Annotated in this window: 13 protein-coding genes; 3 read left to right on the top strand and 10 right to left on the bottom strand. The window is 71.7% G+C overall.

All coding sequences use genetic code 11. The features are described from left to right. Positions 1 to 70 precede the first annotated feature (70 nt). The 3 genes from ACGFNI_RS10240 to ACGFNI_RS10230 all read right to left on the bottom strand — a co-directional run bounded on the left by ACGFNI_RS10240 (position 71) and on the right by ACGFNI_RS10230 (position 3367). Positions 71 to 784: a helix-turn-helix domain-containing protein gene (locus tag ACGFNI_RS10240; protein WP_393683014.1), complete on the bottom strand. Its 714-nt coding sequence runs from the start codon at positions 782 to 784 to the stop codon at positions 71 to 73. A 161-nt stretch (positions 785 to 945) separates the two neighbouring features. Next, positions 946 to 1626: a response regulator gene (locus ACGFNI_RS10235; RefSeq protein WP_393682371.1), complete on the bottom strand. Its 681-nt coding sequence runs from the start codon at positions 1624 to 1626 to the stop codon at positions 946 to 948. 49 nt (positions 1627 to 1675) lie between these two features. After that, a complete protein-coding gene (locus ACGFNI_RS10230) occupies positions 1676 to 3367 on the bottom strand; it encodes an ATP-binding protein (protein ID WP_393682369.1) in 1692 nt (563 codons plus the stop codon). Positions 3368 to 3510: 143 nt separating this feature from the next. Between ACGFNI_RS10230 and ACGFNI_RS10225 the strand changes: the two genes are divergently transcribed. Further along, entirely contained in the window at positions 3511 to 4914 is a 1404-nt protein-coding gene (locus ACGFNI_RS10225; RefSeq protein WP_393682367.1) for a cation:dicarboxylate symporter family transporter, read from the top strand. A gap of 517 nt (positions 4915 to 5431) precedes the next feature. On the opposite strand, the gene ACGFNI_RS10220 is transcribed toward ACGFNI_RS10225, so the two are convergent. After that, positions 5432 to 6058, bottom strand: coding sequence for a TetR/AcrR family transcriptional regulator (locus ACGFNI_RS10220; RefSeq protein WP_393682365.1), 627 nt, complete (start codon positions 6056 to 6058; stop codon positions 5432 to 5434). A gap of 109 nt (positions 6059 to 6167) precedes the next feature. Between ACGFNI_RS10220 and ACGFNI_RS10215 the strand changes: the two genes are divergently transcribed. Further along, a complete protein-coding gene (locus tag ACGFNI_RS10215; RefSeq protein ID WP_393682364.1) occupies positions 6168 to 7865 on the top strand; it encodes an MFS transporter in 1698 nt (565 codons plus the stop codon). Positions 7866 to 7976: 111 nt separating this feature from the next. Next, positions 7977 to 8393 (top strand): DUF4259 domain-containing protein, encoded by a 417-nt coding sequence (locus tag ACGFNI_RS10210; protein ID WP_393682362.1) that lies wholly within the window; start codon positions 7977 to 7979, stop codon positions 8391 to 8393. A gap of 114 nt (positions 8394 to 8507) precedes the next feature. On the opposite strand, the gene glgB is transcribed toward ACGFNI_RS10210, so the two are convergent. The 6 genes from glgB to ACGFNI_RS10180 form a co-directional block, all read right to left on the bottom strand. Next, complete coding sequence (glgB, locus tag ACGFNI_RS10205) at positions 8508 to 10766, bottom strand: 1,4-alpha-glucan branching enzyme (protein ID WP_393683012.1); 2259 nt, start codon at positions 10764 to 10766, stop codon at positions 8508 to 8510. Between the two features lie 376 nt (positions 10767 to 11142). Beyond that, positions 11143 to 12615, bottom strand: coding sequence for a maltokinase (locus ACGFNI_RS10200; RefSeq protein WP_393682360.1), 1473 nt, complete (start codon positions 12613 to 12615; stop codon positions 11143 to 11145). A gap of 287 nt (positions 12616 to 12902) precedes the next feature. Further along, entirely contained in the window at positions 12903 to 14621 is a 1719-nt protein-coding gene (treS, locus tag ACGFNI_RS10195; protein WP_393682359.1) for a maltose alpha-D-glucosyltransferase, read from the bottom strand. Further along, positions 14618 to 16621: an alpha-1,4-glucan--maltose-1-phosphate maltosyltransferase gene (locus ACGFNI_RS10190; RefSeq protein WP_393682358.1), complete on the bottom strand. Its 2004-nt coding sequence runs from the start codon at positions 16619 to 16621 to the stop codon at positions 14618 to 14620. The genes treS and ACGFNI_RS10190 overlap by 4 nt, the downstream gene beginning before the upstream one ends. A 286-nt stretch (positions 16622 to 16907) precedes the next feature. Further along, entirely contained in the window at positions 16908 to 18536 is a 1629-nt protein-coding gene (locus tag ACGFNI_RS10185; protein ID WP_393682356.1) for a M4 family metallopeptidase, read from the bottom strand. A 286-nt stretch (positions 18537 to 18822) separates the two neighbouring features. Continuing rightward, the gene (locus ACGFNI_RS10180) at positions 18823 to 20847 is read right to left on the bottom strand and encodes a M4 family metallopeptidase (protein ID WP_393682354.1); all 2025 of its coding nucleotides are present in this window, start codon (positions 20845 to 20847) and stop codon (positions 18823 to 18825) included. Between the last annotated feature and the right edge of the window lie 102 nt (positions 20848 to 20949).

The following is a 20949-nucleotide window of genomic DNA, read 5'->3' as shown; positions in this document are numbered from 1 at the left end:
GGAAGTGCCACGCGCGCCCCCCGCGTCATCCCCTGGGGGGACGGCGGTCCGTCCTGCGGCCGACGGCGCGTCAGCCCTCCCCGGCGTCGCCCGCCCGCGCCCAGAAGTGATCCAGGATGCCGTCGAGGAAGGCACGGCCGGCCTTCCCCGACGAGGTGGCGCTGCCCCCGCCGCCCCAGTTGAGGGACGCGACCATCGTCGACTGGTACTCGTCGTGCAGGTGCTGGAGCACCTCCTGGAGCCGCTCCCTGGGCAGCGGCACGAGCCTGCCGACCGGCCGGACGTACGGCTGCCAGCGGGCGGTCACCGCGCTGTGCAGCAGCTCGGCCAGGCGCTCCTGGCGGCCCGTGAAGCGGAGCAGGGCGGGCAGCGGCAGCGACAGCGCGTCGGCGAGCGCGGTCGCCTGCCGGTCACTGCCGTGCCAGGCCCCGCCCTCCTCCAGCTCCCGATAGGCGGCGGCGTCCATGCCGGTCCGCAGGGCCAGATCGGCGACCGCCATGCCCCGCGCGAAGCGGTACTCGCGCAGCGTGCAGGGGACGCCGATCAGGTCGGCGGGCGCACACCACAACGCCCCGGCCAGCGCGCTCAGTTCGGCCTCGGTGGGCGAGGTCTCGGCCAGCTCCCAGGAGACGACGGTGGCCGCCGTGGCCGGGATGCCGAAGGCGGCCCGGATGCCGTACGCGACGTGCGCCGGGGTCATGCCGAGCGCCTCGCGGAGCCGCCGGGCGGCCTCGGCGTCGAAGGGGGGCCTGCGGGGCTCTGCGGCATGCGTAGTCACCGGCACACGGTAGGTGACACCGGATCGCGGCACCTATGGTGCGTACGCCCAAGCGTGAAAGTCGTAGGAACGTACGGCGCAAGGGGCTTTTCGGACGCGGTCGCGGCCGGATGCGCCCACCGGGCGGCTCTGGCACGGCGCGCACGCCGCCCCTCAGACCGCCGACGTCAATGCCCCGACCAGCGGTAACGCAGCTCGGGCCGGCCGACCTGGCCGTACTGCGGGGCCCGCGCCGCCCGGCCGGCCTCCACCAGATGTTCCAGATAGCGGCGGGCCGTGATCCGCGAGATGCCGACCCCGGCCGCCGCCTCCGTGGCCGACAGTCCGTCATCGGCGGCGCGCAGCGCGTCGGTGACCGCCCGCAGGGTGGCGGAGGTCAGCCCCTTGGGCAGCGCGGCGGGCCGCGGGGCGCGCAGCGCCGCGATCGCCCGGTCCACCTCGTCCTGGCCGCTGGCCTCGCCCGCCGTGGCGCGGAACTCGGCGTAGCGCAGCAGCCGGTCGCGCAGGGTGGCGAAGGTGAACGGCTTGAGCACGTACTGCACCACGCCCAGCGAGACGCCCTCGCGCACCATCGTCAGATCGCGGGCCGATGTGACCGCGATGATGTCGGCCGCGTGCCCCGCCGCGCGCAGGCTGCGCATCAGCTGGAGGCCGTGCCCGTCCGGCAGGTACAGGTCGAGCAGCAGCAGATCGACGGGGCGGTGGTCGAGGTGGCGGCGCGCGTCGGCGCCGGAGTGCACGGTCCCGGAGACCGTGAAGCCCGGTACCCGCCCGGTGTACAGGGCGTGCGCGGCGGCGGCGACCGGGTCGTCCTCGACGACGAGGACCCGGATATCGGCTGTGGTCATCGCGGACACCTTCTCCCATCCCCGCACCCGGCGGGGCCGCACCGCCCGCTCATGAGACGCCGTCCCGCGCTCCGGGCAGGGCGCGCAGCGGCAGCCGCACGGTGAACCGCGCGCCGCCGCCGGCCGCCGTGCCGAGCGTGAGGGTGCCGCCGTTGCGCCGCACCGCCTGCCGCACGAGGGCCAGACCGAGGCCACGGCCGCAGGCCGGCCCACCGGGCGCCGGGGGCTTGCTGCTCCAGCCCCGCCGAAAGATCTCGTCGGCCGCTTCCTCGGCGACGCCCGGCCCGTTGTCCGCGACGCACAGCAGCAGTTCGCCGCCGTCCGCGCGGGCGGTGACGCGGACCTGCGGCGGCCCGTCGGCGGGCGGCCGGGGCGGTGCCGCGGCGTCCGGGGCCGCCGCGTCGATGGCGTTGTCGATGAGGTTGCCCAGCACGGTCACCAGGTCGCGGGCGGGCAGCCGGGGCGGGATCAGCCCGTCGTCGATCCGGCTGTCGGGGGTCAGCGTCAGCTCCACGCCGTGCTCGTTGGCCTGCGCCGCCTTGCCCAGCAGCAGCGCGGCGAGCACCGGTTCGGCGACCGCGCCGACGACCTGGTCGGTCAGTGCCTGGGCCAGCTCCAGTTCGGCGGTCGCGAACTCCACGGCCTCGTCCGCGCGGCCGAGTTCGATCAGCGAGACGACCGTGTGCAGCCGGCCCGCGGCCTCGTGCGCCTGCGAGCGCAGCGCCTCGGCGAACCCGCGTACCGAGTCCAACTCACCGGAAAGCGCCTGGAGTTCGGTGTGGTCGCGCAGGGTCACGACGGTGCCGCGGTGCTCACCGCCCGAGACCGGCGAGGAGTTGACGACCAGCACCCGCTCGGCGGTGAGGTGGAGTTCGTCGACCCGCGGCTCGGTGCCGGCCAGCGCACCGGTCAGCGGATCCGGCAGCCCCAGCTCCGCCACCGGCCGCCCCACCACCTCGCCCGTGAGCCCCAGCAACTCCCGCCCGCCGTCGTTGATCAGCGCGACCCTGCGCCGCCCGTCCAGCATCAGCAGCCCCTCGCGCACCGCGTGCAGCGCCGCCTGGTGGTAGTCGTGCATCCGGCTCAGCTCGGCGGCGTTCATCCCGTGCGTGTGCCGCCGCAGCCGCGCGTTGATGACGTACGTGCCGAGCCCTCCGATGGCCAGCGCAGCCGCCGCGACCCCGACCAGCGCGAGCACCTGGTCGCGCAGCTGCTCGCCGATGGACTCGACGGTGATGCCCGAACTGACCAGCGCCGTGACGCGGTTGCCGTGCCCGGGGTCGCGTACCGGGGCGATGACGCGCACCGACGGGCCCAGCACGCCCCGGTACGTCTCGTGGAACGTCTCGCCGCGCAGCGCCCGTTCGGTGTGCCCGTAGTAGGTCTTGCCGATCACGGACGGTTCGGGATGCGTCCAGCGGGTGCCGTCGGTGGCCATGACCACGACGAAGTCGACGCCCGCGTCCCGGCGCAGCCGCTCGGTGTACGGCTGGAGCGCGGCCGTCGGATGCGCACCGCGGGCCGCCGCCACGACCGCGGGCGAATCGGCCACCGCGCGGGTCACCGCCGTGGTCTGCCGCCGTGCCGTCTCCTGCGCCTGGCGCCCCGCGCTGACGTACGCGAAGACCACGCACCCCGCGACGACCACGGCCACCAGCAGGACCTGCATCGCGAAGAGCTGCCCGGCGAGGCTGCGCGGACCGCGCAGCGGGCGCGGTGTACAGGGACGGGGGAGGCGCATACGTAACAGTCTGCCCGGTCACTTTTATATGAACGAAACGTACACAAGGGTGACGGGCGCCACAACCGACGTGCATAGTCGCCGGGACTTGTTGTGCGCCGGAGCCGCAGATCAGCGCACAGCCGTAGACCGAGGAGGCAGCCGTGGCTGCACAGAACCCACCGTCCCAGGGGACGACCGGCAAGACCGTGCCGAAGAAGAAGCGGGACCGTACCCACTTCCTCTACATCGCCGTCATCGCCGCCGTCCTGCTCGGCATCGCCGTCGGCTTCGCGGCCCCCGGGGTCGCCGTCGAACTGAAGCCGCTCGGCACCGGGTTCGTGAACCTCATCAAGATGATGATCTCGCCCGTCATCTTCTGCACCATCGTCCTCGGCGTCGGTTCGGTCCGTAAGGCCGCCAAGGTCGGTGCCGTCGGCGGTCTGGCACTCGGCTACTTCATGGTGATGTCCACCGTCGCCCTCGCCATCGGCCTGGTCGTCGGCAACATCCTGGAGCCGGGATCGGGGCTCCACCTGACCGAATCCGTCCGGCACGCGGGCCAGGCCCAGACCGAGGGCGGCGGCGAGAGCACGTCGGAATTCCTGCTCGGCATGATCCCGAAGACGCTGGTCTCCGCCTTCACCCAGGGCGAGGTCCTCCAGACGCTCCTGGTGGCCCTGCTGGTCGGCTTCGGCCTCCAGTCCCTGGGCAAGGCGGGCGAGCCGGTGCTGCGCGGCGTCGGGCACCTCCAGAAGCTGGTCTTCCGGGTGCTCTCGATGATCATGTGGGTGGCGCCGGTCGGCGCCTTCGGAGCCATCGCCGCGGTGGTCGGCGAGACCGGCGTGGCCGCCCTGAAGTCGCTGGTCATCATCATGGTCGGCTTCTACACGACCTGCCTGCTCTTCGTGATCGTCGTGCTCGGCGCCCTGCTGCGCCTGTTCGCCGGCGTCAACATCTTCCTTCTCCTGAAATACCTGGCGCGCGAGTTCCTGCTGATCCTCTCCACGTCCTCGTCGGAGTCCGCGCTGCCCCGGCTGATCGCCAAGATGGAACACCTGGGCGTCAGCAAGCCGGTGGTCGGTATCACCGTCCCCACCGGCTACAGCTTCAACCTCGACGGCACCGCCATCTACCTCACCATGTCGTCCCTCTTCGTCGCCGAGGCCATGGGCGAACCGCTGGCGCTCGGCCAGCAGATCTCCCTCCTGGTCTTCATGATCATCGCCTCGAAGGGCGCGGCAGGCGTCACCGGCGCGGGCCTGGCCACCCTGGCAGGCGGCCTCCAGTCGCACCGCCCCGAACTCGTCGACGGCGTCGGCCTCATCGTCGGCATCGACCGCTTCATGAGCGAGGCACGCGCCCTCACCAACTTCGCGGGCAACGCGGTCGCCACGGTCCTGGTGGGCACCTGGACCAAGGAGATCGACAAGTCCAGGGTCGACGAAGTCCTGGCCGGCCGCCTCCCGTTCGACGAAAAATCCCTGACCGCCGACCCCCACACCGAACCCCCGTCCCCCGACACCCCCGGCCCGCGCGACGACGCGAAGCAACCCGCCGGCGTCTGACACGACGACACCCACACCCTCCAGGGGCGGAGCGCATGCGGCGCCCCGCCCCTGGAGCGCATCCACGCCCTACCGCAGCCGCTCGCCGGGCACCCGGTCCGCCCGCTGCTCAGCCGCGTACGAGGCAGCCCCCGCCCAAGACCACCGATGCCCGAAGGGCGAGGCGCAGGAGACGGGACTCACCGGCGGTCAGCCGCGTACGAGGCCCGGGTGGGTCGGAGGGGCCGCACCGGGTCGCTCCCCGCAGCGACAGGTGCCAACGCCGGCAGCCTCTTGACTGGTAGCCGAGGGCACATGCGTCGAGGAGACGACCCGGTGCGGCCCCGCCCCCCCCCCCCCCCCCCCCCACCCCCCCCCCCCCCGCGTGCCCCCCCCCCCCCCCCCCCCCCCCCCCCCCCCCCCCCCCCCCCCCCCCCCCCCCCCCCCCCCCCACCCCCACCCACAAACACCAGGCGACCCACCGGACACCAGCCCCGCCCCACCGGACCAGCCGGACCAGCCGACCCACCCGGCAACGTCAGCCCCCCGCCCCCGCACCCGTCACCACACAGGCCAACTCCGCCGCCCGCTCCGCCCCCACCCCCACCGTCGCCAGCACCGCCGCAATCGCCGCAGCCCCCGCCTCCCGAGCCGGCAGCGCGCCGTAATTCACCGCCTGCGTGATGCCGAACAGCGTGTGCTCGTGCAGATGCGCCAGCGCCAACGGCGGCAGGTCCGTATGGAAACACCCCTCCCGCAGCCCCCGCGCGATCAGCTGGGCGGCGGCCCGCCGCACCGGCTCCAGTCGCGCCCGGATCCCTTCGTCCGTGACGCTGCGCCGGGCGAGCGCGATCAGCAGCCGGTAGCGGTCGGCGACCTGCCAGACGGCGACGGTGGCGCGGGCCAGCGCGAGATCCGCGGGCAGCTCCGGATCCGTACCGCTGTCGAAGGCCGCCGCGACATCGGCGGTCGCACTGTCGGTCAGCGCGGTGACCAGCGCCTCCCGGTTGGGGAAGTGCCCGTAGACGGTGCGCCGCACCACGCCCGCGGCCCGCGCGATGCGGTCCATGCTCGCGTCCGGGTCCTGCAGGAGTTCGGTCAGCGCGATGTCCATGATCCGCCGCCGATTGGCGTAGGCGCGGCTGCTGGACGGACCGGTCGTCATGGGCTCCTCCTCGATGGCACCCCATTTTGCACGCCACTGTGCAATGACGTAAATTGCACAGCCCTGTGTAATTGCACAGTACTGTGCAAGATCGTCAAGGTGGAGTGTCATGGGAATGAAGCGGACCGGGACGCCGGTCGACACGGCCCGACCGGCCCCCGAGGAGGCAGGGCCCGCACGGGCGGAGTCCCAGCCGCCCTATCCGAAGCGCTGGTGGGCGCTGGCCGTCCTGTGCCTGAGCCTGCTGATCATCGTGATGGCGAACACCTCGCTCACCGTCGCCGCGCCCGCCATGACCGCCGACCTCGACCTCAGCAGCGCCGACCTGCAGTGGGTCATCGACGGCTACACCGTCCCGTACGCGGCCCTGATGCTGCTGCTCGGCGCGATAGGCGACAAGTACAGCCGCCGCGGAGCCCTCGTCCTCGGCCTGCTGGTGTTCGCCGGCGGCTCGGTGTCCGGTGCCCTCGTGGACAGTTCGGGCGGCGTGATCGCCTCCCGCGCGGTGATGGGCGTCGGCGCCGCCATGATCATGCCCGCCACCCTCTCGCTGCTGGCCGCCACCTTCCCGCGCCGTGAACGCGCCCTGGCCATCACCGTGTGGACCGCCACCGCCGGCCTGGCCATCGCTGTCGGCCCGCTGGTCGCAGGCGCGCTGCTCGAAAACCACGCCTGGTCCTCGTCGTTCCTGATCAACGTGCCGATCGCACTGCTCGGCATCATCGGCGCGCTCCTGGTGGTCCCGGCGTCCAAGGCGGGCCACCGCGAGCGCCTCGACCTCGTCGGCGGTCTGCTCTCCGTCGTGTGGACCGGCGCGCTGATCTACATGATCATCCAGGGGCCGCACTTCGGCTGGGGCACCGAAGCCGTCACCGCGGCGATCGTCGCGGCCGTCGGACTCCTCTGCTTCGTCCTGTGGGAGCTGCGCCACCCCCGCCCGGTGCTCGACGTCCGCCGCTTCGCGCGACGCGCCTTCGCCGGCTCCAACCTCGCCGTCGCGCTCTTCTTCCTCGCCGTGTTCGGCGCGTTCTACTACCTCACCCAGCACCTCCAGTTCGTCCTCGGTTATTCGCCGCTGGACACCGGTATCCGGATGCTGCCGCTGGCCGGCGCGGTGTTCGTGGGTGCGGCGCTGACCGGGTTCCTGACCCCGCGGCTCGGCATGAAGGTCACCGTCACGGCCGGCATGGTCGGCGGCACCGTCGCCCTCGCGCTGCTCACCAGGATCGACGCCGGGTCCTCCTACGCCGACCTGGTCGCCCCGCTGATCATCCTGGGCGTCGCCATCGGCCTGGCGCTCTCCCCGTGCACCGACGCGATCATGGGCGCCTTCCCCGAGGACCAGCTCGGCATCGGCGGCGCCGTCAACGACACCTCGCTGGAACTGGGCGGCTCCCTCGGCATCGCCATCCTCGGCTCCATCCTGGCCGGCACCTACTCGTCCGGGCTCGCCGACAGCGCCACCGCCGCTGCGGCCAAGGGCGGCCCGAAGCTCCCGGCCGACGCACTGTCGACCGCACAGGATTCGGTCGGCGCCGGCCTCGCGGTGGCCCAGGAGGTCGGCAAGCAGGCAGCCGCGGGCGCGGCGCCCAAGATGGGTGCCGAGCAGGCCAGGGCGTTCGGCATGGAACAGGCGGGCGCGGTCGCCGACGCGGTGCGCGGTGCGTTCGCCGACGCGGTCGCGCACACCAGCATGGTGGGCGCCGTCCTGCTCGGCGTCGGCACCGTCGTGGTGGCCTTCCTGCTGCCGCGACGTACCCGCCAGGCGGCGTCCGGCACCGTACCTTCCTCCGGCCCGCGCCCCTGACCTGCGGAGTTCTCCGCCGCCCGTGGATTGTCAGTGCCGGCTGGCACCATGCATGTGACGGAGCAACACCGGCCGCCGCGGGCAGCGGCGGGGGCGAACGAGGAGCGGGGCATGGGGACATGGGGGACGGATCCGTTCGGCGGCGATGCCGCGGCGGACTTCGCGGCGGGTCTCGCGGGGCTGCCGGAGAGCCGCCGGCTCTTCGCGGTCCGTACGGCGCTGACCGAGGCGGCGGAGGAACGGCGCTACCTGGAGGCGCCGGAGGGTGAAGTCGCCGTGGCCGCAGCCGCGTTGCTCGCCGCCGCCAGGCCGGGCGCCGCCCCCTCCACCCCGGCGCTCGGCCCCGGCCAGGCGATACCGGAGCCGTCCGAAGAACTGGCCGGGCTGGCGGTGCACGCCCTGGACCGGGTCCTCGCGCCCGATTCCGAACTGGCCGAACTCTGGGACGAGTCCGACGCCGGTCAGGAGTGGCGCGCCTCGGTGGCCGGCCTGCGGGCGGCACTCGGCCCCGCCGCAGAACGGGTCTGAGGCGGGGCCGGGTCCGAGACGGGGCCGGGTTCGAGGCGGGGCCAAGAGGCACCAGGACCGCGGGCAACGGGACGGCGCCACCGCGGACTTCGCGGCGCCGCCCCGGCGCGCCCGTCAGGCCGGCCGCAGCCAGAGGGTGGCCAGCGGCGGCAGGGCGGGCGTGAGGGAAGCGGCCCGGCCGTGCCAGGGCACGGGCTCGGGTGTCAGGAGGCCGGGGTTGGCGACGCCGCTGCCGCCGTAGCACGGAGTGTCGGTGTTCAGGACCTCACGCCAGGCCGGGACGTCATCGGGGACGCCGAGGCGGTAGGCGTGCCGGACCACGGGCGAGAAATTGCTGACGGCGAGGAGGGGGGATCCGTCGGTGGCGAAGCGGAGGAAGGCGAAGACGTTGTCGTCCCCGGCGTGCGCATCGATCCAGGAGAAGCCCGCCGGGTCGGTGTCCCGCTCCCACAGCGCGGGGGTGTCGCCGTAGCGCTGGTTCAGGTCGCGGACGAGGTCCCGCACCCCCCGGTGGTCGGGCTCCGCCGCGTACGAAGGGTCCAGCAGCCACCAGTCGGGGCCGTGGCTCTCCGCCCACTCCGCGCCCTGCGCGAACTCCTGCCCCATGAAGAGGAGTTGCTTGCCGGGGTGGGCCCACATGTAGCCGAGGTACGCGCGGTGGGTGGCCCGCTGCTGCCACCAGTCGCCCGGCATCTTGGACACCAGCGAGCGCTTGCCGTGCACGACCTCGTCGTGCGAGATCGGCAGCACGTAGTTCTCGGAATAGGCGTAGATCATGGAGAAGGTCATCTCGCCGTGGTGGTACTTACGGTGCACCGGCTCCTTGGAGACGTAGACGAGGGAGTCATGCATCCAGCCCATGTTCCACTTCAGGCCGAAACCCAGCCCGCCGACACCCCCGGGCCCTTTGTGATGCGTGGCGCGGGTGACGCCGTCCCAGGCCGTGGACTCCTCGGCAATGGTGACCACCCCGGGGCAGCGGCGGTAGACGGTCGCGTTCATCTCCTGGAGGAAGGCCACCGCGTCCAGGTTCTCCCGGCCACCGTGCTCGTTGGGTGTCCACTCCCCGTCCGTCCGCGAGTAGTCGAGGTAGAGCATCGAGGCCACGGCGTCCACCCGCAGGCCGTCGATGTGGAACTCCTCGCACCAGTACACGGCGTTGGCGACGAGGAAGTTGCGCACCTCGGTACGCCCGTAGTCGAACTCCAGCGTGCCCCAGTCCGGGTGCGCGGCCCGCGAGGCATCCGCCGGCTCGTACAACGGCCGCCCGTCGAACTCCGCCAGCGCCCAGTCGTCCCGGGGGAAGTGCGCGGGCACCCAGTCCATCAGCACGCCGATACCGGCCCGGTGCAGGGCGTCGATCAGGAACCGGAAGTCGTCAGGGGTGCCCATCCGGGCGGTCGGGGCGAAGAACCCCGTCACCTGATAGCCCCAGGACCCCCCGAAGGGATGCTCGGCGACCGGCATCAGCTCGACGTGCGTGAAGCCCAGATCCTTGACGTAGGAAGGGAGTTGAGTGGCCAGTTGCCGGTAGGTCAGCCCGGGACGCCAGGAGGGCAGGTGCACTTCGTAGACCGAGAACGGCGCCTCGTGGACGGACCGTGCGCCGCGCCGGGCCAGCCAGTCCGCGTCCTGCCACGCATGGTCCGACTCGTCCACGACCGAGGCGTTGGCGGGCGGGCACTCCGCCCGGCGGGCCATCGGGTCGGCGCGTACCGTCGGCGTACCGTCCGGCCGGGTGATCTTGAACTTGTACAGCTCGCCGGCGCCGATCCCGGGCAGGAACAGCTCCCAGACACCCGACGAGCCCAGTGAGCGCATCGCGCAGGCGGTGCCGTCCCAGAGGTTGAAGTCCCCGACGACCTGCACGCCGAGGGCGTTGGGCGCCCAGAGCGTGAAGCGGGTGCCGGTCTCGCCCTGGTGTTCCATGACGCGGGCGCCGAGCGCCCGCCAGAGCTGCTCGTGCCGGCCCTCGCTCAGCAGATGCAGATCGAGCTCCCCGAGCGCGGGCAGAAAGTGGTACGGATCCGGCACCGTCAGGGTGGTGTCCGGATAGGTGATCTGCAACGCGTAGTCCGGGACGGCGCGCAGCGGCAGCACGCCGGCGAACAGCCCGTCGCCCTCGGGGCGCAGCGCGGCGCGCAGCCCCTTGCCGACGACGGTCACGCCCGTCGCGTACGGCCGCAGCACCCGGAAGAGCACCCCGCCGCGCACGGGATGCGCGCCGAGCAGCCCGTGCGGATCGTGGTGTGCCCCGCCCAGCAGCCGGTCGCGGTCCTCGTCACAGAGCGGCTCGGCGGCCCGTACCCCGCGCCCGCCGTCCTCGGGCCGGGCGGCAGCCGTCCGCCCCGGCCGGGAAGCGGCCGGAGCCACCACGGAATCCGGCGGATCCACCACGGAATCCGGCGGCGGCACCGCGTCGCGCACCGGAGACACGGAGGGGACGGGAGGGGCGGCGGAGGCATCGGACGGGGCGGGAGCGGTCGCCTCCGCCGTGGCCGCGGTCTGTGCGGCCGAGGTCTGTGCGGCTGCGGCAGGGGCGGCTGGGGTCGGGGCGGTGGTGCGGCGGCGGGACGGCGGTCGGGCGGTCACGTGGGGGGCCTCCTCGGCGGGGCGTCGGACGGTCGGGACGGTCACCGGTGGTGCGGGGGCAGCGCCCCGCCGCCTATCGCGCCCACCACCACGCTCACTCCCGCCACCCCCTTCACGCCCGCCGCTCTCTTCGCCCCCTTCACCCCCTTCGCTCCGTTCACCCCCACCGCCCGCCCCCGTCCGCCGGCCGCCCGGCCCCCGCTGCCAGGCGGCGGACGGCGGCCATCGGGACGGGGAGCCAGTCGGGGCGGTGGCGGGCTTCGTAGAGCACTTCGTAGACCGCCTTGTCGGTCTCGTACGCGCGCAGCAACTCGGGCGCCGACCACGGGTCGAGCCCGCCGGCCTCGGCGTATCCGCGGCAGTAGGCGTCGCGGGTGCGGCGGGCCCACTCCAGCGACCAGGCGTCGCCGCCGGACGGGCCGCTGCGGGCCGCGTAGTCGAAGGAGCGCAGTATCGCCGCGACATCGCGCACCGCGGGCTGCGGCCGGCGCCGTTCGGCCAGCGGCCTGGCGGGTTCGCCCTCGAAGTCGATCAGCGACCAGCGGCCGTTGCCCGCCGAGCACAGCGTCTGTCCCAGGTGCAGATCGCCGTGGATGCGCTGGGCGGCCCAGCCGCGCCCGTCGTGTCCGACGGCGGCCAGCGCGTCGAACGCGGTGCGCAGCCGGGTGCGGTAGGGCTCCAGGGCGGGCACCGCGCGGACGGTGACGTCCAGCCGTTCGCTCATTCCGGCGGCGATCGACTCCAGTTGGGGGCGGCCAAGTTCGGCGGTGGGCAGCGTCTGCGCCAGCGCGGTGTGCACCTCGGCGGTGGCGTGGCCGAGGGCCCGCGCGGCGGGGGTGAAGTCGGTGCGGACGGCCAGCGCGGCGAGTGCCAGCTGCCAGCCGTCGGACGCGTCGGGCAGGTACGGCTGGAGCACACCGAGCGTGGTCGGCTCGTCGCCGGTCCCCGCGGGCCTGGCCTCGTACCAGGCGACGGGCGCCGGCACCCGCGGGCACTTGGCGTCCGCCAGCGCGCGGGGCAGCTCCAGATCCGGGTTGATGCCCGGCGTGATCTGCCGGAACACCTTGAGAATGAACGTATCTCCAAAGACGAGCGAGGTGTTGGACTGCTCCACGGCGAGCGGCCGTCCCGGCAGTCCCGCGGGGATGTCGGCGCCGGCCTCCCGGCAAAAGTGCAGCGCCCCGAACCGCCCCGGCAGCCGCAGGCGCTCCAGCAGCAGGCCGCACAGCCGGCCGTCCCGCAGCGCGTCGTACACCGCGCGGCCACGGAGCGGGCCGCCGGCCGGCCGGCCGATCAGCGCGGGGGTGAGCTGCGGCGGCAGCGCCGGGCGGACTCCCAGCAGCAGCTGGTAGCAGTCACTGTCGGCCGCGGGCGTAGGCGGCGCGGACTGCCGGGTGCGTACCAGGAGTTGGAGCAGACCGGGCTCGTCGCCGTCGGCGGCGCACGGCAGCAGTTCGGTCGCGGAGAGCAGGGTGAGGCCGGTGATCCGCCGTCCCTTGCCGGCGAACCAGCGCTGCCGCGGCACCCAGTCGGCGAGCAGCGGTGCCAGGGAGGGCAGCAGGTCGGGGGCGGAGGTGAGCGGTCGGTCGGCGGCATTTCCGGTGGCACGGGTCGAGGCGGTGTCCGACATGGCGTCGCGTCCTTTCCCCGGGCACACGACAGGATGCGCAAAGTGTCCCGGAATGCGGCCTGGTCTGTGCGGCGGCGCGGTGGGGGTACCCCCAGACGGAGTCCGGGGCGCCTGGCGGTGTGCGGGCGGGCGGTGGCCGCTGCTCCTGTGGACGGCAGGCCCCTGCTGTGACGGGTGGAAAGCCGCCGGAAAGGGGACGCCCGTACGCGCCGGGTGGCCGCGTACGGGCGGATGTGCCGGTGTCCCGCGCCCGGCGGGGCGATAGGGCCTGTCGTTCGGATCAGGCCCTATCCGGCGTTCTTGCGCAGCCGGAACCAGTAGAAGCCGTGGCCCGCGAGGGTCAGCAGGTACGGCAGCTGTCCGATGGCCGGGAAGTGGACTCCGCCGATCAGCTCCACCGGGTGGCGGCCACTGAAGTGCTGGAGGTCCAGCTCCGTCGGCTGGGCGAAGCGCGAGAAGTTGTGCACGCACAGCACCAGGTCGTCGTCGGCGCCGCCGGCTCCGGGCGACTCGCGGAGAAAGGCGAGCACCGCCGGGTTGGTGGAGGGGAGTTCGGTGTAACTGCCGAGGCCGAAAGCCGGGTTCTGCTTGCGGATCTCGATCATCCGGCGGGTCCAGTGCAGCAGCGAGGACGGCGAACTCATCGCGGCCTCGACATTGGTGACCTGATAGCCGTAGACGGGATCCATGATGGTCGGCAGTGAGAGCCGGCCGGGGTCGCAGGACGAGAATCCGGCATTGCGGTCCGGCGTCCACTGCATCGGTGTGCGGACCGCGTCGCGGTCGCCCAGCCAGATGTTGTCGCCCATGCCGATTTCGTCGCCGTAATAGAGAATCGGCGATCCCGGCAGGGAGAGCAGCAGGGCCGTGAAGAGTTCGATCTGGTTGCGGTCGTTGTCGAGCAGCGGGGCGAGGCGCCTGCGGATACCGATATTGGCCCGCATGCGCGGGTCCTTGGCGTACTCCGCGTACATGTAGTCGCGCTCTTCGTCGGTCACCATTTCGAGGGTCAGCTCGTCGTGGTTGCGCAGGAAGATGCCCCATTGGCAGCCGGACGGGATCGCCGGGGTCTTGGCGAGGATTTCCGATACCGGATAGCGGGATTCGCGGCGTACCGCCATGAAGATGCGGGGCATGACCGGGAAGTGGAACGCCATGTGGCATTCGTCGCCGCCGACGGAGTAGTCGCCGAAGTAGTCGACGACGTCCTCGGGCCATTGGTTGGCCTCGGCCAGCAGCACGGTGTCCGGGTAGTGCGCGTCGATCTCGGCGCGCACCCGCTTGAGGAAGCCGTGCGATTGCGGCAGGTTCTCGCAGTTGGTGCCTTCCTCGGCGTAGAGGTACGGCACCGCGTCGAGCCGGAAGCCGTCGATGCCGAGGTCGAGCCAGAAGCGCAGTGCGGAGATCATCTCCTCCTGGACCACCGGGTTCTCGTAGTTGAGATCCGGCTGGTGGGAGAAGAAGCGGTGCCAGAAGTACTGCTTGCGTACCGGGTCGAAGGTCCAGTTGGAGGCTTCGGTGTCGACGAAGATGATGCGTGCGTCGGCGTACTGCTTGTCGTCGTCGGCCCAGACGTAGTAGTCGCCGTACGGCCCTTCCGGGTCCGTGCGGGACTCCTGGAACCACGGGTGCTGGTCGCTGGTGTGGTTCATCACCATGTCGATGATGACGCGCATGCCGCGGTGGTGTGCGGCGTCGACGAATTCCACGAAGTCGGCCAGGTCGCCGAATTCGGGGAGTACCGCTGTGTAGTCGGCGACGTCATAGCCGCCGTCCCGCAGGGGGGATGTGAAGAACGGCGGGAGCCAGAGGCAGTCCACTCCCAGCCATTGCAGGTAGTCGAGTTTCGACGTGATGCCCTTGAGGTCGCCGACGCCGTCGCCGTTGCTGTCCTGGAAGGAACGCACCAGGACTTCGTAGAAGACGGCCCGTTTGAACCAGTCGGGGTCGCGGTCCTTTTCCGGGGTGTCCTCGAATGTGTCGTGAACGGGCTCATTGACGATCAATTGGGTGACCCTCCGATCGGTGAGGACGGTCGCAGGGACAGCACATGGGCGGGCGCCGGCGAGCGGCCCGGACCAAGGCGTACATAGTTGTCCCTGCCCCAGTGGTAGGTGTCGCCGGTGAGCTCGTCGCGCACCGGGAGGGATTCGTGCCTGCCGAGGCCGAGTTCCGGCATGTCCAACGACACCGTCGCCTCGTGGGTGTGGTGTGGATCAAGGTTGATCACGGTCAGGACGGTGTCCGCTCCACCGCCGTGACCTTCACGTTTGGAGAATGCGAGCACCGCGTCGTGGTCGGTGTGATGGAAGTGCAGGGACCGTAGTTGCTGGAGCGCGGGATGCCTGCGGCGGATGCGGTTGAGGGTGGTGAGGAGCGGGGCGATGCTGTCCGTGCCGCGGGCCGCGGCGGCCCAGTCGCGCGGCCGGAGTTCGTACTTCTCGGAGTGGAGGTATTCCTCGCTGCCCGGCGCGGCGGGGGTGGCCTCGCACAGCTCGTAGCCTGCGTAGACGCCCCAGGTGGGGGAGAGGGTGGCGGCGAGCACCGCGCGGATCTCGAAGGCGGTGCGCCCGCCGGTCTGGAGGTAACCGGACAGGATGTCGGGGGTGTTGACGAAGAAGTTCGGCCGCAGGTGCGCGGCGCTGTCCCGGGACAGCTCGGTGAGGTAGTCGGTCAGCTCCTGCTTGGTGTTGCGCCAGGTGAAGTAGGTGTACGACTGGTGGAAGCCGATCTTGGCGAGGGTGTGCAGCATCGCCGGGCGGGTGAACGCCTCGGCGAGGAAGAGGACGTCGGGGTCGGTGCGGGCGATGTCGCCGAGCACCTTTTCCCAGAACGGCACCGGTTTGGTGTGCGGATTGTCGACGCGGAAGATGCGGACGCCCTTGGCCATCCAGAAGCGCAGCAGCCGTGCGGTCTCGCGGACCAGGCCGCGGAAGTCGGTGTCGAAGGCGAGCGGGTAGATGTCCTGGTACTTCTTCGGCGGGTTCTCGGCGTGGGCGATGGTGCCGTCCGCGCGGTGGTGGAACCACTCGGGGTGCCTTTCGACCCAGGGATGGTCGGGCGAGCACTGCAACGCGAAGTCGAGGGCGACCTCCAGGCGCAGGTCGCGGGCGGTGCGGACGAAGTGGTCGAAGTCGTCGAAGGTGCCCAGGCCGGGGTGGAGCGCGTCGTGGCCGCCGTCGGGCGAGCCGATGGCCCAGGGGGAGCCGACGTCGTGCGGGCCCGCGGTCAGGGCGTTGTCGGGGCCCTTGCGGAAGGAGGTGCCGATGGGGTGCACGGGCGGGAGGTAGACCACGTCGAAGCCCATCGCGGTGACGGCGGGCAGCCGTTCGGCCGCGGTGCGCAGGGTGCCGCCGACGAGGGTGCCGTCCGGCGCGGTGGTGGCGCCCTCGGAGCGCGGGAACAGCTCGTACCAGGAGCCGTACAGCGCGCGGCGGCGTTCGACGACCAGGGGCATCGGGCGGGAGACGGTGAGGAGTTCGCGCAGCGGGTGGCGGTCGAGCGCGTCGGTGACGTCGGGGGAGAGGGCGGCGGCGAGGCGGGTGGCGGCGGGCAGCGCGGTGTCGCGCAGGGTGTCGACGGCGCCGAGCACCGGCTCGCGGCCTTCGCTCTTGGGGACATCGTTCGCCGCCCGCTCCAGGAGGGCCGCGCCCTCGGCGAGGACCGTTTCGGTGTCGATGCCGGCCGGGATCTTGACGGCGGCGGTGCGGCGCCAGGTGGTGACCGGGTCCGACCACGCCTCCACGGTGTACGTCCAGCGGCCCTCGACGTCCGGGGTGACCTCGGCGCTCCAGCGGTCGGTGCCGGGGCCGTGTTCGCGCATCGGTGTCCAGGGGCCGCAGCGTCCCGCGGGGTTGCGCAGGACCACGTTCGCCGCGACCGCGTCGTGGCCCTCGCGGAAGACGGTGGCCGAGACGGCGAAGGTCTCGCCGACCACCGCCTTGGCCGGGCGGCGACCGCAGTCGATCTGCGGGCGGATGTCCAGGACAGGGATGCGACCGATCATGGGATCACCAGAGAGTTGTCATGCTTTAGGGAATTTTGTCCTTTCTATCCGGTTCATCGGGATGTGGCGGGAGGCGGGCATCGGGGGACCGGTGCCCTTCACTCGGTTGGCGGGCGGAGGGCGGCGTTGCGTCGGCGGGCACGACGAAGGGCGGTGCCCGAAAACGGCGGACGGCCGGGGATCTCTCCCCGGCCGTCCGCCGGATTCCGACACCGCCCACGCTCCGGGTCACGTCACGGATGCTCCGGAGCGGCCGGTGGTCTTCCGAACACCGTGGTGTGCGGCGTTACTTGACGGCGACGCCGTTCCACGCGGCCTCGACACCCTTGACCTCGGCGCTGCCGGCCTTGTACAGGTCGGTGGCGGCCTTGACGGTCGCCTCGCGGGCGGCCTTGTAGTCGGTGTTCGAGGTCATGTACTCGGTGAGCGCCTTGAACCAGATCTTCTCGGCCTTGTCCCGGCCGATGCCCTCGACCTTCGAGCCGTCGGCCGTCGGGCTGTCGTACTTCACGCCACCGATCTCCTTGGCGCCGCTGCCCTCGGACAGCAGGTAGAAGAAGTGGTTGGCGACACCCGACGAGTAGTGCGGGTCGAGACCACCGGTGCTGGAGTCCCAGTTGTCCTGCGACTGGCCGTCCTTGGAGGGCTTGTCCATGTAGCGCAGCGGGGTGCCGTCACCGTTGATGTCGATCTTCTCGCCGATGAGGTAGTCACCCGGGTCGGACTTGTTGTTCGCGTAGAACTCGACCGAGGTGCCGAAGATGTCCGATGTGCCCTCGTTGAGGCCGCCGGACTCACCGCTGTAGGTGAGGTTGGCGGTGGCGGAGGTGACACCGTGCGACATCTCGTGCGCCGCGACGTCGATGGCGGTGAGCGGGGCCTTGTTGCCCTCGCCGTCGCCGTACGTCATGCAGAAGCAGCTGTCGTCCCAGAAGGCGTTGACGTAGTTGTCGCCGTAGTGGACGCGCGAGGAGGCACCCTTGCCGTCGCCCTTGATGCCGGTGCGGCCGTGCACCTCCTTGTAGTAGTCCCAGGTCTCGGCCGCGCCGTAGTGCGCGTCGACGGCCGCGGTCTGCGGGTCGTCGGGCTTGCCGGTGCCCCAGTTGTCGTCGTCGTCCGTGAACGCCTTGCCCTCGCCGTCCTCGGCGTTCTCCAGGTTGGTGGTCTTGTGGCCACCGCGCCCACCGTCGGTCAGCGTGTAGCCGCTGCCCTCCTTGGTGGTGCCGAGCTCAACGCTGCCGCTGAACTCGCTCTCGCCCTTGCCGGTGTGGATCTCGTCGTACTGGAAGAGCTTCTTGCCGCTGTTGGCGTCGGTGATGACGTGCAGCCGGCTGGGGGTGCCGTCCTTCTGGACGCCCTTGACGACCGTGTCGTACGCCAGGACCGGCGAACCGGAGGCGGCCCAGACGACCTTCTTCGCGGCCTGCGCGCCGGTCTGCTTCGCGCTGATGGACTTGGCGGCGGTGCCGTGCGCGCTCTTCGCGGCGGCGGACGCGGCGATCTTCGGCGTGAGGGAGGCGACCTTGATGGTCTTCTGCGTCGACTTGGTGGTGCTCTTGATGGCGCCGCCCTTGGCGGTGTGCACGACCATGTCGCCGCCCAGCACCGGGAGTCCGGCGTAGGTGCGGTCGAAGCGGGTGTGGGTGGTGCCGTCGGCGTCCTTGATGACGTCCTTGACGACCAGCTTCTCCTGCGAGCCCAGGCCCAGTTCCTTGGCGGTCTGCGCCTTGGTCGCGCTCGCGTCGCGGAGCAGCTCGGCGCGGTGCGAAGCGGTGAGCTTCAGGGGGGCACCGCTCTGGTCGGTCTGCGCGGGCGATGCGCCTGCGCTGCCGGCGGTGATGCCGGCGGCGAGCAGGGCCGCGGCGGCGACGACGGTACCGGTAATGCGGGTCTTACGGGATATGCGGGGGGTCACGCGTGCTCCTTCAACTTTGCCAAGTGGTGGGGGTGCAAAGCGATGCGGGTGTGACGTGCGTCGGGAAGACTGCCATTCGAACGCGTGCATGTCAGGAGGGCCGGGCAAGGTTGGCCGAAAATCGTCCGTAGAGAGAAGATCGCTGTCCGTATAACGGAGTCGGGCGCCGCCTCCGACATTCCGGAAGCGGCGCCCAACTCGCTGTTCGTGCAGTTCAGTTGTGGTGTGCCGGCGGTCGGGCCTCAGGACTGCCACACCGAAGTGGCCGCCCGGTGCCGTCGCACCGTCAGAACGTCAGCTTCCAGCCGTTGAGCGTGCCGGAGTCGTAGCGGTACAGATCCTGCACCTTCAGCTTCCAGGTGCCGGTGGCGGCCTGCGCCGAGGCGTTGACGGTGTAGGTCTGCTTGACGTCGGCGGCGCCGTCCGACGTGCTCGCGTTCTTCAGCCGGTAGCTCGAACCGTCAGGACCGATCAGGTCGATGACGAGGTCACCGCGGTAGGAGTGGGTGATGTCCACCGACACCTTCAGGCCGCTGGGCGCCTTGCCCGCCCGGCTGACCGTGATCGGCGAGGTCACCGCCGCGCCGCCGTCCGGGATCCGCACCGCGCCGGTGCTCTCGTAGACGTTGTCGCCGCCGGGGTCGGTGCCGTCGCCGACCCGGGAGCCGACGTTCACCGCGGCCCAGGTGTTGGCGACGGTGTTGTACGACGCGCTGCCCTGGCCGAACAGGTCGGCCGCGGCCTTCAGGGTGGCCGTACGGGCCGCCGCGTAGTTGGTGCTGGCGCTCATGTACTGGCTGAGCGCCTTGAACCACACCTTCTCGGCGTTGGCCCGCCCGATGCCGGGAACCGGCTTGTTGTCGTAGGTCGGGCTGTCGTAGTGCACGCCGCCGATGTCCTTGGCGCCGCTGCCCTCGGACAGCAGGTAGAAGAAGTGGTTGGCGACGCCTGACGAGTAGTGGACGTCCTTGTTGCCGACGCTGCTCGACCAGTAGTCGGCCGACGCGCCGTCCTTGGAGGGCTTGTCCATGTAGCGCAGCGGGGTGCCGTCGCCGTTGATGTCGATCTTCTCGCCGATGAGGTAGTCGCCCGGGTCCTCGGCGGTGTTGGAGTAGAACTCCACCGCCGTACCGAAGATGTCGGACGTCGCCTCGTTCAGGCCGCCGGACTCACCGCTGTAGATGAGCCCCGCGGTCGCCGCGGTCACGCCGTGCGACATCTCGTGGCCCGCCACGTCCAGCGCCGTCAGCGGGCTGGCGTTGCCGCTGCCGTCGCCGTACGTCATGCAGAAGCAGCTGTCGTCCCAGAAGGCGTTGACGTAGCTGTTGCCGTAGTGGACGCGGGAGTACGCCGCGACGCCGTCACCGCGGATGCCGGTGCGGCCGTGCACGTTCTTGTAGTAGTCCCAGGTCTCCTGGGCGCCGTAGGCGGCGTCCACGGCGGCGGTCTGGGCGTTCTGCGGTGTGCCGTCGCCCCAGGTGTCGTCCGTGTCGGTGAACAGGGTGCCGGTGCCGAACGAACCGTGGTTGAGGTTGTAGGTCTTGTGCCCGCCGCGCCCGTTGTCGGTCAGCGTGTACGAGGATCCCGAACCTGACGTGCCCAGCGTGACCTTGCCGCTGTACTCGCTGTTGCCGATGCCGTTCTCGATGCCCTGGTACTGGAAGATCCGGGCGCCGGTGGTGGCGTCGGTGATGACGTGCAGCGCGTTGGGCGTGCCGTCGTCCTGGAGGCCGCCGACCACGGTCTCGTACGCCAGCCGCGGGGTGCCGTCGGCGGCCCAGACCACCTTGCGCGGCGCCTGGTCGGCCTTGGTCTTCTCGGAGCCCTGCGCCTGCGCGGACTTGACGGCCTTGGACGCGGCGGCGGACGGCGTGACCTTCGCGGTCGTCGTCGGGACCGTCAGCTTGGCGCGCAGCGGCTGGGTGACGCTCCTGACCGCGCCGGCCTTGCTCTCGTGTACGACCAGGTCGCCGCCGAGCACCGGAAGTCCGGCCCAGGTGCGTGCGTAGCGGGTGTGGGTGGTGCCGTCGGCGTCCTTCGAGACGTCCTTGACGAGCAGTTTCTCCTGGGCGCCGAGCTTCAGCTGCTTCGCCGTCGCCGAGGTGGCGGCGCCGGCGTCCCGTATCAACTTGCCGCGCTGGGACGGGGAGAGCGGGGCGGGCAGGGCGCCAGGGGCCGGCTTGGCGTGCTCGGTGCCGGGCTGCGGGGTGGCTGCCGTGCCGGTGCCGGCCTGTACGCCGACGGCCAGCATCGCCGTGACGGCGACCAGTGCGCCGGTCGCTACGGCGCGCCGATGGGGGGTGCGTCTCACGCTGACTCCTTCTGCTGGGCTGCGGCGGAGTGGCCGCTGCCGAGGGGGACCGGGCGGCGGGAGGCCGTCCGGGCAGAGCGAGGCAGAACACATGGAGCGTGT

This window comes from Streptomyces sp. NPDC048644 (genome assembly GCF_043199105.1).
Lineage (GTDB): Bacteria > Actinomycetota > Actinomycetes > Streptomycetales > Streptomycetaceae > Streptomyces.
This window is presented reverse-complemented; position numbering and strand designations above follow the sequence as displayed.

What these genes read in the sequence shown, in the direction of transcription:
- ACGFNI_RS10190 (WP_393682358.1), bottom strand. Translation starts at nt 16,621, where the DNA reads ATGATCGGTCGCATCCCTGTCCTGGACATCCGCCCGCAGATCGACTGC.
- ACGFNI_RS10235 (WP_393682371.1), bottom strand. Translation starts at nt 1,626, where the DNA reads ATGACCACAGCCGATATCCGGGTCCTCGTCGTCGAGGACGACCCGGTC.
- ACGFNI_RS10210 (WP_393682362.1), top strand. Translation starts at nt 7,977, where the DNA reads ATGGGGACATGGGGGACGGATCCGTTCGGCGGCGATGCCGCGGCGGAC.
- ACGFNI_RS10215 (WP_393682364.1), top strand. Translation starts at nt 6,168, where the DNA reads ATGGGAATGAAGCGGACCGGGACGCCGGTCGACACGGCCCGACCGGCC.
- ACGFNI_RS10230 (WP_393682369.1), bottom strand. Translation starts at nt 3,367, where the DNA reads ATGCGCCTCCCCCGTCCCTGTACACCGCGCCCGCTGCGCGGTCCGCGC.
- ACGFNI_RS10220 (WP_393682365.1), bottom strand. Translation starts at nt 6,058, where the DNA reads ATGACGACCGGTCCGTCCAGCAGCCGCGCCTACGCCAATCGGCGGCGG.
- ACGFNI_RS10200 (WP_393682360.1), bottom strand. Translation starts at nt 12,615, where the DNA reads ATGTCGGACACCGCCTCGACCCGTGCCACCGGAAATGCCGCCGACCGA.